The organism is Mycoplasmopsis gallopavonis, from assembly GCF_900660635.1.
Classification (GTDB): Bacteria; Bacillota_I; Bacilli_A; order Mycoplasmatales; family Metamycoplasmataceae; genus Mycoplasmopsis; species Mycoplasmopsis gallopavonis.
In genome coordinates, this window is record NZ_LR215031.1 from 75,975 (window position 1) to 92,487 (window position 16,513).

Below are 16,513 nucleotides of genomic sequence, written 5' to 3' on the forward strand. Positions count from 1 at the left end.
ATGGTGTAAAATTAACGAAGATAAAAAAAGAGATTAAACACAGTTTAATCTAAAATAAGATCTAAAAGGAAAAATTATGAAAAAAAGTAAGAGAATTTTATTACCACTTTCGATAATGCCAATTATGGCACCGGTAGCAATTTTATCTGCTTCTAACGTGATTGCTGGTAATAATGATAATACTGAAAGATTATCAAATGTTCCGAACGAAACACATTACATCGAAGGAATTAATGGTGATCATAAAACTTTTGATAATAGTAAAAAGAATTCATACTACTATAATTTAGTTGGAGGAACAACTAGCTTTGCTTTCAGATACAAAGCTGCTCCACTTGTTGAAACACAAATTGGTGATGAAAGAGAATGACAAGAGCCAGTTCAAAACTGAACTGTAACTGTTAATAAAAACCCAACATTCCCAAGAAAATTTACAGGAGAATCTACAACTTACGAAGATGGACCTACTTGAAGTGCTAACCCTCGTTTTGCTGTTGCAATTTCAAAAGGACTTGAAATTATTCCAGGAAGTTTATCATTAGAAGTTTGAAATCCTCTTAAAGGGACTGATACAAAACCTACTTTCGAATATAAAAATGTCGAAAATACATTAGTTCCATTTACCCAAACAGGAATTCTTGAAAGAACAATTAGTGCTAACTTTTGAGCAGATCAAGATAATTGAAATAGATGAAATAAAGCAGAAAAAACAGATAATTATTGAAACTTATATTTTAGTGATTGAGCAATTTTTAATGAATCAACTCACAAAAAAGATGATCAAAACATTGATTTAAACTACTGAAATGCATGGAAGAAAGATCGAAATGCAGAACCAGGTTCAAAAATTTGAGAAGCTCTTCATTTATGAGATCAAATTGCCTTAGTTACAGTTAACAGAAGTTGAAGAACACCAATGAGAGCTGTGTTCTTAGAAAATGATTGAAACCCTGGATGAGCTTCTGGATGAGCAAAAACTAACGAATGAACTGATATTACTAAGCAGTTCCAAGATGATATTCACTATAACATTGGGGAAATTATCGGATTTGACTTTGACACATCTACTTGAAAAGGTGACAACATCTACTCACAAAACTATTTTGTAATTAAATTCCAAACCAGAAAAAACAAGGATATGTTATTACTTAATAATCCAAATTTAAGAGTTGATAACATTGGTAATAAAGCCTATGTTATGAGTGGTTTTTCAACTTTTGACCATAACACTTATGTTGGTAACTGAGATTGAGAAATGGTTGATATTGATAAAAGATATCAAAACTTCTCAGTTGACATTAAAGAAAATATTATTAAAAACTCTAGCTCAGAAGTTAAAAAGTTACCTAAACTTAATTTCACTGTTTCAGGAACTAATGTAACTGGAAGAAGAGTAGGAATAGTAACAACAGATCTTTCAACAACTAATACAAATAAAATTCAAATTGATAATAGTAAAAGATCAAACGATACTTCATATTGATCAAGAAACTATTCTTCATTATATGTTGGATCACAAGATTTAAATGAAGAAGATTTCAATTATTCAAGACAATGATGAGCTGTTCGTAAAAATTGAGAATTATCTTATAAATATATTGATCCATTAGAAGATTTTTGAGATATTAGTGTATCTAAATCATGAAATGAAGATTTAGATAGAATGACTTATACTCTTAACTACTACTTCAATGAACTTAAATACAAAAAAGTTGCAGCTGAAAAATATATTTATGATAAAACAAACTTAACAAACGCTCAAAAAGAAGCATTAGTTAACGAAATTAAAAGACAAACCAATGATTCAGATATTGAGAAAGTCAAAACCAAAGCAGATCAATTAGATCAAGCACAAAAAACTTTATTAGATACTTTAAATGCTCTGAAAGTTAATCCTGATATGAATCGTGATTCTAAAAACTACAAATTAGCATCAGATTCATTAAAACAAATTTATGATCAAGTTTTAAATGAAGCAAATACAGCAACAAATAAAACTTCTGCTCCATTTAAAAACTTAGAAGAAGTTAACGCTCTAACTTCAAAAATTAAAAACTTACAGTTAGATGGTAAACTTTTCTTAGATAACGCTCTTGCACACCTTGATCAATACAAGAATAATATAAGTTCCGATCTTTACAACACAACAAAAGCAGAAATGGAAGCTGCTCAAACAAGAAATGATGTTAACGCTTCTTTAAATAAATTAAGTGAATTTATGGATGTTATTGACAAACTTAAAAAAGCAGCCGCAGCTGGAGAACAAACAAAATCAACAAGTTTATATTCAACAAGTACAGCTGAAAAGAAAAAAGCATTAGATACTGCTTTACAAGACGTTGAAAATAAAATAGCTAATTCAAGTAAAGCTAGAATTATTAATAAAGATATTTGAGATAGACTAAAACAAAATTACTTAAACTCAATTAAAAAAGTTTATGATGCAATCGCTGGACTTGGTGGTTTAAAAGAAACTTTAAAAGAAGAAATTAAAAAATACCCTGAGGAATTTCTTCCAAGTGAAGATAAAAATCAAATTTTAGATAAAATCGAAAAAGATACAATTGATTCAACTGATAAAATGAACGAATATCTAAAAGAAGCTTATGATAAAGCTGCCGAAAATGCTAAAAAAGTTATCGACTCATTAAACAACTTAAATGAAGATCAAAAAAATGAATTTAAGCAAAAAATTGATGATGCCAAAAATTCAAACAATTATAATCTAGATCAACTAAAAGAAATTATTGCTGATGCTAAGAAAGTTAACGATGCTCAAAAATTTGACATGAGTAAATTTGATGAATTGCAACACTTAACAAATGCTCAAAAACAACATTGAAAAGCCGAAGTTGAAAAGAAAGCAAATGAAGGTCTTGCTGCTCAAAATGAGGTTTATAACAAAGCTGTTGAATTAGATCATTTAATGCTTGACTTAAATAATCTTGTAAATAGTGCAAAACAAATTAAAGAAGCAAACAATACAACTTATAGTAAAGCTTCTAATAAAGATGCTTTTGATCAAGCTTTAACTAATGCAACAAATGCAGTGAATAAAGCAAATACTAATAATCAAGATAAAGCTACAATCAATCAATATTTAGCTGAGTTAACCAAACAAAAAGATGCTTTAGATGGCCAAATCGTTGATTTAAAAGAAAAAATTAATGATAAAAATGTAGTAAATATACTTAACGATAATCAAAGAAATGAAGTAATTGCTTTAATTGGAAATAAAAAAGATAATGATTTAACTAATGAACTTTTAATTGAAATTGATAAAGCAATTATTACCAAAGATAAAGCAAACTTAAATGCCGAGCTTGAAAAAGCAAAAGCTAAGGGATTAGACCCTGAAAAAATTAATGAGTTTAAAAATAAAATTGATAACATCAACCTTGACAAAGCTACTAATCCTTGAGATAAAACAGCAAAAGAACTCATGGATGAAATTGATAAAACCAATAAAGAACTTGATGAGTTAGCTAAGAAAAAAGAAGAATTAAAAGCAAAAATTGATTCTGATAAAACTTGAACACATTTAAATCCTTCTCAAAAAGAACAATTTAAACAACAAATTGAAAACGCTAAAACAATGGATGATTTAAATGCTCTTGAAAATACAATTGATCAAATAGATACTCAAATGGATAAACTCAAAAAAGCTTTTGATGCAATTCCAGAATCATTAAAACCAACAGATTCTAAGCTAGAAGATGGAACTACAATTACAAATCCTGACTTTACACTTGCAACCGAAAAGAAACTTAAAGATGATTATCTCAAAGCACTTCAAAACGTAAATAAAGCATTAATAGATACAGATACTTCAAATTCATATAACGAACAAACTATTAAAGACTTAATTGACAAACTTAATACAACAAAAAATGCTTTAAATGGAGAAGAAACTCTTAAAAGTAAAAAAGATCAAATTAAAGCAAAAATAGATACAATTCCAGAAACAAGCTTATCAAATGCAGATAAAGATAAATTAAAAGCAAAAGTTGATGCTGCTTCTACAATTCAAAATACTAGCTCTAATTCTGATGGAAATAATAATCAAACAAATTGAAACAGCACTGATTCAATTGACACATTTGTTGATAAATTGAAAAAATCATTAAATGATTTAAAAACTAATGTTGATGGGCAAGATGCTGTTCAAAACACAGAGAATTATAGAAACTCAACTGATGCTGCTAAAAAACAATATGACGATTCAATTGCTGATGGTAAAAATGTTCTCAATAATAACAAAACTCCTGATAATGATTGAGATTCGATTTTAAGTAATATTGACCAAAAAAATTCAGCAATTAATCAAGCAAAACAAAACTTAAATGGTGATGATCAATTACCACAAAGTAAGACACAAGCAATTCAAAAATTAAATGATTACAAATATTTAAATAACAAGCAGAAAGAAGAACTTCAAACTAAGATTAATTCTGCACAAGAAATTAATACAATTAATCAAATTTTAAATACCGCTAATAGTTTAAACGATGCAATGAAAGCACTTCTTGATGCTTATGATAAGCACAATGGGCGTGAAGCAAATCCAGCAAAAGGTCTTAAAGCAATTACAGAAAAACGTAGTGAAACTTCTAAATTTATTAATGCTACAAATCGATCACCATATCTTAATGCTTTAAATCAAGCTAATATTGCTTTAAATGCAATCGAAAATAGAGTAGTCTTAGATCCGCAAGCATTAACTAAGCTTGCAAACGAAATTGAAAGCACTTATGCTAGCTTAAATGGTGAACAGACATTAAATTCATATAAAGAAGAAGCTAAGAAAAAAATAGATTCTGATTTTACTAATTTAAATAATGAACAAAAACAAGATCTCAAAAATAAAATCAATAATGCTAAAACAGAAGCAGAAATTGATCAAATTTTAAAAGATGCTGCAAATCAAAATAAAAATATGGGTGACTTATTAGCTGCTATTGATACTGCAACTGGTAAAACACAAACAAATCAATTTAAAAACTCTTCACCACAAGTTCAACAAGAACTTTTAGCTAAAATTCAAAAAGCTAAAGAACAAGCTCAAAATCACAATCTAACAAACGAAGAAATTCAAGAGTTAATTAATGAATTAAATGGAGTTGCCTTAGATGGTGATCAAAGACTTAAAGAAAAATTAGATCAATTACAAAATAAAGTTAACGAACTTACCCCAATTAAACAAACAGATAAATATAAACAAGCTTCTAATCTTGATAAAACTTCATTTGATCAAGCATTAGAAGATGCTCAAAATAACATTAATCATCCAAATTATGATAAATTATCACTTGATGATGTTCAAAGAATGATTGACAAATTAGAACAAGTGAAAAATAATCTTTTGGATGATAAAAACAAAAGAATTGAAGATGAAATTAAAGGTCTTGATAATTTAACAGATCAAGAAAAACAACACTTTATTGATCAAATGAAACAAACTAGCGATAATAATGCTAAAGAAGATATCTTAGATCAAGCTAAAGAGTTAAATGATCACAAACAAAATATCATTGATAAAATTAAAGAAGCTCAAAATTCAGGTCTAAACAATGATGAAGCCAACAAATTAATTAATGAAGTGAAAAAAGCCGATGGTCTAAATCATCCAGAGAAGTTAAACGAATTAGAAAATAAAGTTCAAAACATTATTGACAAAATTTCCGAAGTAGAAAATAAGTTAAATGAACTTAACCCAACTTCATCACTAGAACAAATTAATCAAATCAAGGATTTAATTGAAAATCTTAAAGACTTAAAAGTTAATACTGATCAATTTAAGAAAGTTATTGATAATTTAGAACAAGTTCAAAAATTCCCTAATATTCTTAAAGAATTCGAAGACTTGCGTTATGATGACCCAAGCTTAGAAACCAAAAAAGAACAAGTTTTAAATGCTTTAAATGCACTTAAACAACTTGATAATAACTACACCAATAATAAACTTGCACAAATTGCATTAACAATTCAAGATGCAATCGAACAAAATGAAGCAGCATTTAATTTAGATCTTGCTTTATTAAATGCACTTAAAACCAATGAATACACAGATGAATTACGTGAAGCAATTAATAATGCAAATAGTAAAAATGCAAATCGTTTCCCTAACTTTATTCATTATTTCACAGAAGCTTCAAGATATCTAAATTCAATTAAGAAAATTGAAGATCATATTCCATTAAGAGAAGACGAAATCGATATTATCAAAAATCTTAACGATCAAGCTCTTAATGAGAATTTAGTAAATGTTATCAAATCATGAATTGATGATAATAACACAAAAATCCAAAAAGAAGCAATTGTTCCAAAACCTGAGAAAAAACCTTATGAAGGACTTAGTCCATGATGATGAGTTTTACTTTTCCTTGGTACTTTAGGAATTGGTGCACTGGTTGCTTACTTAGTTACTAATAAAAAATAGATAAAGAAAAAACGCTAGAAATAGCGTTTTTTGTTATCTTCTTTTCATTGTTGGGAATAAAAGCACATCACGAATTGATTCTTTTTCTGCCATTAACATAGTAAGACGGTCAATTCCGATTCCGCACCCACCTGCTGGTGGCATTCCATATTCAAGTGATTCAACAAAATCTCAATCAATGTCGCTTGCTTCTTCGTTTCCATTATTTTTTTCTTCAAGTTGTTTTTCAAAACGTTCTAATTGATCGATTGGATCACTAAGCTCTGTATACATATTTGCGTATTCTTTAGTATTAATAAATAATTCAGCACGCTCAGTAAATCTTGGATCTTTACCTTTGGCAGTGAGTGGTGAAATTTCGATTGGATGACCATAAACGAAAGTTGGTTGAATTAATGTTTTTTCAATAAGTTCTTCAAAAAGTTCATTGATAATATGACCTAATTCAAAGAATTTTTCAATTTTAACATTGTGTTTTTTAGCAACTTCAACAGCTTTTTCAAAACTAATTTCTCTAAAATTAACTCCTGTTGCTTCACTTACTGCATCAACCATATCTAAACGCTTAAATGGTGCTGTTAAATCAATTTCAACACCTTTATTCATAACTTTTTCTTTTCCTAATTTTTGAGCAATTCTTTTAATTAACTCTTCAGTACGATTCATCATACCTTCTAAATTAGTGTATGCTTCATAAAATTCAATTGAAGTAAATTCAGGATTGTGTGTTGTGTCAATTCCTTCATTTCTAAAAATTCTACCGATTTCATAAACACGGTCAATTCCACCAACTAATAATTTTTTAAGCGGAATTTCTGTCGCAATTCTTAATACAAATTCTTGATCTAAAGCATTGTGGTGTGTTTTAAATGGACGAGCACTTGCTCCTGATAAATAATCATGTAAAAATGGTGTCTCTACTTCCATGTATTCTAAATCATCAAAATATCTACGAATTTCACTAATGATTTTAGTTCTTGTTCAAAATGTTTTTTTAGATTCTTCGTTTACTATCAAGTCCACATATCTTCTACGATATCTTTCTTCAACATCACTAAGTCCATGAAATTTATCAGGTAATGGTTTTAAGGCTTTTGTTAAAAGTTTAATATTTTCTGATTTCACTGTCACTTCACCTGTGTTAGTTTTCATAACAGATCCTTCAACATAAATAATATCTCCTAAATCAAAAGTATCAACTAATTTTGTTAATTCTGGATTTGCTTTTTTGTTGAAATAAACTTGAATTTTTCCATGATAATCTTGTAAAAGAATAAAAGGTCCACGCATAGTTAAGATTCTTCCGGTAATAGCAACAGGAATTTCTTGCTCATGCAATTCTTCTTTTGAATAAGAACCATATTGGTTAATTAAATCATCTGAATATGATAGAGATTTAAGTTCATCAGCTTTAGCAAATGCTTCAATATTATTCTCTTTATAAAAATTTAATTTATTACGTCTAACTTGTTCTTGTTCTGTAAATTTTTGCATTAATTCTCCTTAATATAATAGTAATTTTACATTTTTTCAAACTAAAAACTTAATCAAAATATCTTAATTTATAATATTTGCTTTTAAGAAACTTAAACGCTGTTCAAGCATTGCTAAAAGTAAATTACCTTCTTGCTCTTTGTTATTGTAAAGTCGATCAATTTCAATCAAAGTTTCACCAAGTTCTTGTGTAACTTGAATCGAAACTTCATTTAGTGCTTGACTTTGAATATTACCTTGTCGATCATAAATTCCACCTAATTGAAAGATTTCAACAAGATTTTTTCTTGATAGTTCCTTTTTACCTTTTAACACAAATTGTGAATCTCTTTTATCTTGAATTTCATAACTAAATTTAAAAGAAGCATTACTCAATGGTGCGTTTAAAACAAACATTTTCATGTCATAAATTTGTTTAACTACTTGCTCTAACTCTTTTTTAACAATTTTTAAATCTAAACTTGAACTAATTGTTAAATGATCGTGATTTTTGCTTACATTGCAAGCAACAACACTTAAAGGAGCTAATAATAAGCTACTTGTAGTACATAATTTTCAAATAAACTTTTTCATAATAAAAATATTATAGTTTATTATTTTTTAATGTTACAAATTAAAAAATAACATCACCTTAATTAAATAGTTCTTCTCCTAATTTTACTCACTCTTCAATTAAGGTTTCAACATAATTAAATGAATCTTCATAAACTTGATCAAAACTAAAATCAATACCTGCATTTTTTAAAATATTAAGAGGTCAGTCACTGCTTCCTGCACTTAAAAAGTTCTCAATATAAAATTCAAGGGCTTTTGTTCCTTCTTTTTTATATTTACTAAAAAAGAAGGAAGCAGCAAGATGTCCAATTGCATACTTATATACATAAAATGAATAATAAAAGTGCGGAACATAAATGGCAGCAATTAAATCCTGAGTTTCCAAGTTGAGCTTATTTTTTAGGCTTATTTTTTTATACATATATCAAAGATATATGACCTAAAGAAAAAAATGTTTTTTTACTTACATTACACACATAAAATGATATAATAAGAGCATGAGTTACAGTTTATGCAAGAAAAAACAAAATGGAAAATATTATTTAGTTTTAGCTATTTCTAAAGGTTTTAAAAAAGGTTATGGAAATCAGATTGGTCTAGGGTACTGAGAAGATATCAAAGAAAAGTATGGATTATCTTCAATTGAAGATATAAAAGAAATAGCAAAAAAAGTAGATACATCTTTAGATAAAACTGTTGCAAAAGAAGAGTTTTTTAAATTATTAAAACCTACTTCTGTAAAAACAAGTATCCAAAATATTGGAGTTGATTTAATTTATAAAGTTATTAAAGAATTAGATTTATTTTCGGCATTACCAAAAAGTAAACATAAATCGTTAGAAGAGGTTTTGGAATTTTTCATAGCAACTAGAATTATCCTTCCAAGAAGCTATATGTCACAATATAAAAATAAAAGTGATTTTATAAATGATATTAATGTTAAAAAATCATCAATATATAACTATCTTGATGTTATTTTCGAAAATAAGAATTCTGTTTTAGTCAATTTATTTCAAAAAATAAATGAATTCACAAATCGTAATAATAAAGTTTTTCACTTCGATAACACAACAGTTTATTTTGAAAACTTTACAAGAGAAGGAATAAGAAAAAACGGTTTTTCAAAAGACGGAAAACACAATGAAGATCAAGTAGTCATAGCAATGGCTGTAGATGAAAACGGAATACCAATACACTATAAAGTGTTCCCAGGTAACACGGCTGATGGTAAAACAATGTTATCCTTCGTTTTAGAACTTCAATCAATCTATAAAATAAAGGATATTATAATAGTTGCAGATCGTGGAATAAATAACAATGCAAACTTACGTTTCCTAGAACAAAAAGGAATTAAATATATATTCCAAAAAAGATTAGATACATTAAGTATTGGGATGAAAAAATTCATTCTTGAGGACAAACATTATGTTTTTAGAGATGAAATGTTTTGGAAAGAACAAATTGTTGAATCTGTTTGAAACAAAAATAGATTTAATGGTAAATACAGAAAATGATGTGTGTTTTTCAGTCCTGGGAAAAAGACTTTAGATAAATTAAAAAGAAATAATTTTATTGATAAATTGAATAAGAAAACTGTAAATGGAGAACTCCCACTTAGTTCTTTAGTTCCAGAATATAAAAAGAAATACATGGACATTGATGGCAAAACAGTGGGTAAATTAAATTGAGAGAAAATTAAGAAAAAAGAATCTGAAGATGGTTTTTACATTATTGAAACCAATATTTTAGATTTAACACCAGAAAAAGCTAATGAAATTTACAGAAAACAATGAAAAGTAGAAGAAAATTTCAGAACATTAAAATCTTCTTTACAAGTTAGACCTGTTTTTGTTCATAATGAACAGCATATACTTGCACATCTTTTATTATGTTTCATTGCTCTTGTTGTTTTAAAATACTGTCTTTATAAATTAAAGAAATATTATGAAATCAATGGAGAAATACAAAAAGTGACGTTAGATTTATTTGTGGATTCATTAAGAATAATGACTATAACAAAAAAAGAAGTAAATGGAAAAGTGGTACAAGAAATAATTAATGATTTGGATGAAAACCACAAAGAAAATATAAAAATTTATAAAGATTTTATCGCATGTATGAGTTAATTCTATGTGTGTAATTTTAAATGTAAAAAAACGAATACACCTTATTTATAGATGTATTCGTTTTTTATAGCGTCTCAACTTGGAAACTCAGGATTAAATCTTGTTCATGATATTTTGTTTTTTTATCATATGTATATTTCAAGTGATTTTCATAATAAAGTTGACTAATTGCTTGTCAATTATTCATTGGAAGATCATTTTCAAGTGCTTTTAAAAATGCATATTCATAGTTTGATCACTCCGTTTGTTTAACAATTGTATTAATAAAATTAGTAATTAAATTGTCAAGTAAAACAAAGCGTGCTTTTTTATCTGTAGTATGAGTTAATAAATAATCATAAAGCATTAATTCATTAAAAACAGACGCAATTTCAGCAAGAAAAATTGGGTATTGACTATTATTGATTGTTTGCGTTTTATCAGAGAAATAAGAATGCATTGAATGACCCAATTCATGAGCTAATGTTCCTACACTCCTTAGATCACCTGCAAAGTTCATTAAAATATGTTTTTTCTTAATTCCGTAACTTGCACCAATTGAGTAAGCTCCACCACGCTTGGTTTTAGCACTTAAAAAGTCGACTCACTTTTCATTTAGTGCTTGCTCAATTTGGTCATTGTACTCTTTACCAAGTGGTTTTAAAGCTTCTTTGACGATGTTTTTTGCTTCTTCAATTGTGTAACTTGACTTAACTTCTAAAAGTTCTCTTGCACCATCTCATTTTTGCGCCGCATTCTTATAACGAAGTTTATAAAATTTCTTTTTATACTTAAAATATTTATTAAGTTTTGTACTATTTTGAATTACTTTTGAATATAAATTTAAAAGTAATTCTTCATTAAAACGATCTTCAAAAGTTAAAAATTCAATTGTATTAGAATAATTTCTTAATTTAGCTTCAAGCTGATATTCTTTGAAATTTTGATATAAAAGTTCTGATAAAACTCCTTTGTGCTTTAAGTAAGCATTAGCAAAATTTTGGTAAGCTTGCTTACGAACTTTTGCACTTGGATTCTTTAATAATTTTTTATAAGTAATTGCATTTAAAGCTGCTTTTTTACCATTATCTAAAACTACATCATGAAAATCTAGCTCTCCATTAGTTAACAAACTAAAAATTTTTTGAGCACGATTATTTAACGGTATTTGAGTTAAAAGATATTCTTCAACTTCTTTACTTAATTGATGTTTTTCGCTTTCAATTAAATTTTCAATATCCTTTTTATAAATACTTAGTCTAGGGTCGTTTTTTCACTCTTTCATAATTTCGATATTTGCAAAGAAACGATTTTTCTCTGAACCGAATTCTAAGCTTAATTTGTTGTTTAATGAACTAAGACGTGAATTTAATTCAATTCAAAACGGGTTGGTTAAATCGGTATTTAAATTGTTGGAAACATAATTGTGTAATTTGAAAAATACTTCTGTTAGCTCATCGTTGAGCTTGCAATCTTGAAGATAAGTTTCAAAATCTTTATATTTAAAATCTTTAATTGCAATTCGTTTTTTAAATAAATCTTCATAAAGATTTAATCAATAATCAAAACTATGATTTTCTAAGATTGAGTCTAAATCTCATTTATATTCATTAGGTATTTCTTGGTAATTATTAAATTGGATAAATTTTTTCATAACAAACTAATTATAAAAAACTTTTCTTTGTTTTGTAAAATTGACTTCATTGAAAAAGCACATTCTAAGTGTTATTAGAATGTGCTATTAATTTTGATTAATTAACCAAATTGTTAATACCTGTTAAAATCGCAATTAAAGGTTTGAGTGCAAGAATTTTAATTTTGTAAATTAAAAGTAATTGTTTACGAACTTTTTCACGAACTCCTGTTTTTATACTTTCAATTAATTTTCTGATTTTTGATTTTTCTTCTTGATATTCAGCTTCTTTTTTCTCTAATTGTTTTCTAACTTTAATTTTATCAATTGCCATATTTGTATATTTATAAAATTTCATAATTGTATTGATTGTTTTTAGATCAACAACAATGGTTTTAGTTGTAACTTTTGTTTCACCTTCCTTTTTACTGTGAATTGAAACTATAATAACTATTTTTGCATTTGGTAAACCTAGCATTAATCCTATAATTTCTTTTTCGAAAAGAAGAATTCTCTCAATTTCACTTCCTAAAACTTCCGGTTCTGTACTAGGACCTATTTTTAAAGAAATTTCTCTTCTACTACCTAAGTTATGAGAACTTGTTTCTGAGCTGCTTGTTTCTGAGCTGCTTGTTTCTGAGCTGCTTGTTTCTGAGCTGCTTGTTTCTGAGCTGCTTGTTTCTGAGTTGCTTGTTTCTGAGTTGCTTGTTTCTGAGTTGCTTGTTTCTGAGTTGCTTGTTTCTGAGTTGCTTGTTTCAGGGTTTTCTATATTCTTAGGTTGATCTTTATTTACATTTGTATTTGGATTAGTTTTTTCTTCTTTTGGTTTTTTCTGATTACAACTTAAAGCCATTAATGGCAAGATACTAACTGATGGTGACATCAAAATTCATTTTAATCAAATTTTCTTCATCTCAATTTTTATTTTATAAAAAAAAAAAAAAGGAAGTTTTTTGCGTTATATTAGGATAAATAAATTAGACACTTAACGTCGCATGTGTTAAAAAACCATGCGGCGTTTTTCAATTTAAATTTGATTGAGGTCTTTCGAGGTTATATCAAGAAAAATATTTAGATATGATTAAATTCACTTCGCTATCTAACATTTTATCAGTTTCATAAAAATCTAATAATTCTCTTTGAATTAATGCAAAAATAAATTCGGAAGGTCTATTTGCTAATGAATTACCTTTTGGAGACATTGATTGTTTAGTATTTACATTTTTTAAAAATTTAGAAAAGGCAAAATTTGCATATTCAATTCCGTGATCTGAATGAAAAATAGTAGGTTTGATTTGATGTTTATCAAGAGTATCTTGAACAAGCTTTATAGTAGATGCAGAATCTCTTATATCCGATAAAGTTCAATTTAAAACAGTGTTACTAAAAGTTTCGGTGATAACATGAAGAAATCTCATTCCTTCTTTTGTTTTAATAAATTTAATATCTGCATGTAATTTTTCACCAAAATAATTTGATTTAAAATTTCCTTGAACTAAATCTGATGCTCAGATTCTAGAGAATTTTACCTCTTTGTTTTTCTTTGATTTTTTCTTTTGATATGCTCTTGATTTATATTGATTAAATTCATAATTTAGTCTAAATAAATATGAAGAAATTCTTTTTTGGTGCGTTAATAAGTATTTTTGATAAAGTTTATCTCTTCCTATAACAAAATTAGAATTTTTAGCTTCTAAATTAATTCAATTAATTAATTCATGATCAATATATTTCTTTTTGTCAATTTTTTCTTTCTTAGAATAAGAGTAATAAAAAGAAGTTCGATTTAATTTCAAAACTAATGAAATTTTTGAAATATTTCTAAATTGTTTACTTTTTTCTTCTTTTCTTTTTCTAATTTTTTCAAAAATTTCTTGTTGTTTTACTCCTCTTTCTTCCAAAATTTCTTCCATAATATCCTGATAAAGATCTCTATCTTCCTCACACAATTCATTGATGCTAACTCTTTTTCTTCTTCCTGAGTTAGGTTTTTTACTTTTACCTGATTTACTTTCTAAATTATTCATGTTGAAATTATATATTTTTATCCAACTCTTTAATAAAGCTTTCGCTCTTCTATAAGGATTTTCATGCTTACCCTCTTTTCTTTGTTTTATGATTTGATATCTTTCTCAAAAATCTTCAACAAAAGTTATAATCGCTATTTCAAAACCTTCTTTTTGGTAAATGTGGATATATTTTAATTTTTGTTCTTTTGTAAATTGTTTTAAACGCATAAAAAAGACACACTCCTTTCTTTTTGGAATGTAAACTAGGACAGAAAAAATTAACAATTTATCAAATTGGATAGCCCCATACTATATTCGTATGGGGTTTTTCAATTCAAACATGATTGAATTCTAAATTTATTGTATCAATGAACATAATTAGATATCACTTTTTCTAGTTCACTCAAAGTCATAGCTTTGATATTTAAATCTCTAATTAATTCAGTTTTTAAATTTGAAAATCAATATTCCACAACTCTATTATCTAAACTATTTCCTACTTTTGAAAGTGAAATTATTCCACCTTTATTTTGAATAAAACGAGAAAAATCATCAGATGTATAAGTTGAGCAATGATCTGAATGTAATATAAAACTTTTTTCAAAATCAACATTTTCAAATGTTTTGTAAATTAATTTGGAATCATTAAATTTAGAAAGAGAAAAACTAATTATTTCTTTAGTTTTATGTTTAATTACTACTGAAAGATAAACATTATTGTTTATTGCATCTTTTGTCGCTGGAAGATATGTTACATCAGTAGCATATATATTTCTGTTATATACATCATTATAATCTCTATTAACAATGTTTTCTTTTATGACAGATGTATTCTTTACTTCTTTTAGTTTTTTTCTTTTTCTGACATTGCAAAATAAACCTAAGGCATTCATATATCTTCCCAGAGTTCTTTCGTTTATGTCTATTTTATAGTGCTTTAAGATAAAATATTTTAATTTTTGTCTACCATATTTAGATCTATTTTGTTTAAATGAATCAATAATCAAGTCTTGGTACTTTATTTTTCTGGATTTAATTCTAGGAGCAAAATTATTTCTTTTATGTTTGGATATTGTTTGTCTACAAAGATACAACAAAATAGCAAGTTTATACGAAGCCATATTAATATGTGATGCCTCTTGAACTTTTTCTGTTTTAAATTTATCTTTTGTAATTTCTCTATATCTTTTTGCAATTTCAATTAAATCTTCTCGTGTAAAAATGTCTCAATTTATATCTTGTTCTTTCGCTTTTCTTGACCTACCGGTTCCAGGCTTTCTTGGTTTTTTATTCATATTAAAATTATAATGTTTTAATATTCTTCGTAATCTCGCTTTCACATATTTATCTTTTGCTTTTGCACCATATTTATACATCAGTTCAATCGCATCCTTTTTACCTAATTGAAAAAATGTATTATAAATTTCTTTTTCTTGTTCTTCTGTAAAATGTTTTCCCATTTTTTCTCCTTTAAAAATATAAAAAATTAACATTCGAAGGAATGTTAATTTTTATTGTCCTAGTTTAATGTGTCTAATTTTTTTATCCTGATTTAGAAGTTTTTTGCGTCTTTTCTAGATAAATATGAAAAAATACACTAATAATACAATTAATTTGATTATTAGTGTATTTTGGTTTTTAAGGCATTTCTGGAATCATACCTAAACTTAAAATCATAGCTTTAATAATTGTTGATCTTGTTGTTCAAAATAATCTAATTTCGTTTTTAGCTTGATTTGATTGAGAAGTTTTTCATTTATTCATAAATTCTTGAACTTTTGCTATTTCTTTAAGATTTTCTTCTTTTTGTTTTAATAATTGTGTTTGAAAAAGCTCTTTATTATTAACTAAATCATTGATATGGAAGAAAGAAGAAATAATACTTGTCATTTCTTGTGTGATTTGAATTTGACCTTGTTTTTCGCCTTCATCTTCTTTGATAATATAAGATATTGTAATTTCTTTATTTTCTAAATTATCACTAAAAATAGTTTCTAAAAATTTTTCAGTAGATTTTACCATTTCAATTGATTCCTCACCCATTTCTAAAGGATTATCAACATTCGCTTTTACTGAAAAGTTAATTGTAATGTGATTGCTTTCTGGTTGAGGTTGCTCTGGTTGAGGTTGCTCTGGTTGAGGTTGCTCTGGTTGAGGTTGCTCTGGTTGAGGTTTTGATTTTGAAACAGGATCATTGCAACTAATAGCAACAGCAGGAACTAACGCAAAAGGCGAAACTAAACCTAAAAATTTAAATAATGATTTTTTCATATCTAAA

The 16,513-nt window shown here is 26.8% G+C and carries 10 protein-coding genes; 2 read left to right on the forward strand and 8 right to left on the reverse strand.

What is annotated here, in order from left to right; all coding sequences use genetic code 4:
* The first annotated feature begins 76 nt into the window (after positions 1-76).
* Positions 77-6,439 carry a rhoptry family protein gene (locus EXC53_RS00250; protein WP_119572145.1) on the forward strand — a complete coding sequence of 2,121 codons (6,363 nt, stop codon included), beginning with the start codon at positions 77-79 and terminating at the stop codon, positions 6,437-6,439.
* Between the two features lie 33 nt (positions 6,440-6,472).
* Here EXC53_RS00250 and lysS read toward each other — a convergent pair whose 3' ends face one another.
* The 3 genes from lysS to EXC53_RS00265 all read right to left on the reverse strand — a co-directional run bounded on the left by lysS (position 6,473) and on the right by EXC53_RS00265 (position 8,909).
* Entirely contained in the window at positions 6,473-7,933 is a 1,461-nt protein-coding gene (gene lysS / locus EXC53_RS00255; protein WP_119572144.1) for a lysine--tRNA ligase, read from the reverse strand.
* A gap of 63 nt (positions 7,934-7,996) precedes the next feature.
* A complete protein-coding gene (locus EXC53_RS00260) occupies positions 7,997-8,506 on the reverse strand; it encodes a hypothetical protein (protein ID WP_119572143.1) in 510 nt (169 codons plus the stop codon).
* Between the two features lie 58 nt (positions 8,507-8,564).
* Entirely contained in the window at positions 8,565-8,909 is a 345-nt protein-coding gene (locus EXC53_RS00265; protein ID WP_119572142.1) for a M3 family metallopeptidase, read from the reverse strand.
* Between the two features lie 76 nt (positions 8,910-8,985).
* Here EXC53_RS00265 and EXC53_RS00270 point away from each other — a divergent pair, with 76 nt between their 5' ends.
* Complete coding sequence (locus EXC53_RS00270) at positions 8,986-10,614, forward strand: IS1634 family transposase (RefSeq protein WP_129724515.1); 1,629 nt, start codon at positions 8,986-8,988, stop codon at positions 10,612-10,614.
* Positions 10,615-10,678: 64 nt separating this feature from the next.
* Here the strand turns inward: EXC53_RS00270 and EXC53_RS00275 are convergent, their stop codons facing one another.
* The 5 genes from EXC53_RS00275 to EXC53_RS00295 form a co-directional block, all read right to left on the reverse strand.
* On the reverse strand, positions 10,679-12,247 hold the full coding sequence (locus EXC53_RS00275; RefSeq protein ID WP_119572334.1) for a M3 family metallopeptidase: 1,569 nt from the start codon (positions 12,245-12,247) through the stop codon (positions 10,679-10,681).
* Positions 12,248-12,344: 97 nt separating this feature from the next.
* Entirely contained in the window at positions 12,345-13,139 is a 795-nt protein-coding gene (locus tag EXC53_RS00280; RefSeq protein ID WP_129724517.1) for a hypothetical protein, read from the reverse strand.
* A 64-nt stretch (positions 13,140-13,203) separates the two neighbouring features.
* Positions 13,204-14,463 carry a DDE-type integrase/transposase/recombinase gene (locus EXC53_RS00285; protein ID WP_129724498.1) on the reverse strand — a complete coding sequence of 420 codons (1,260 nt, stop codon included), beginning with the start codon at positions 14,461-14,463 and terminating at the stop codon, positions 13,204-13,206.
* Positions 14,464-14,513: 50 nt separating this feature from the next.
* Entirely contained in the window at positions 14,514-15,728 is a 1,215-nt protein-coding gene (locus EXC53_RS00290) for an IS3 family transposase (protein WP_129724513.1), read from the reverse strand.
* Positions 15,729-15,873: 145 nt separating this feature from the next.
* Positions 15,874-16,506 carry a hypothetical protein gene (locus EXC53_RS00295; RefSeq protein ID WP_119572151.1) on the reverse strand — a complete coding sequence of 211 codons (633 nt, stop codon included), beginning with the start codon at positions 16,504-16,506 and terminating at the stop codon, positions 15,874-15,876.
* Between the last annotated feature and the right edge of the window lie 7 nt (positions 16,507-16,513).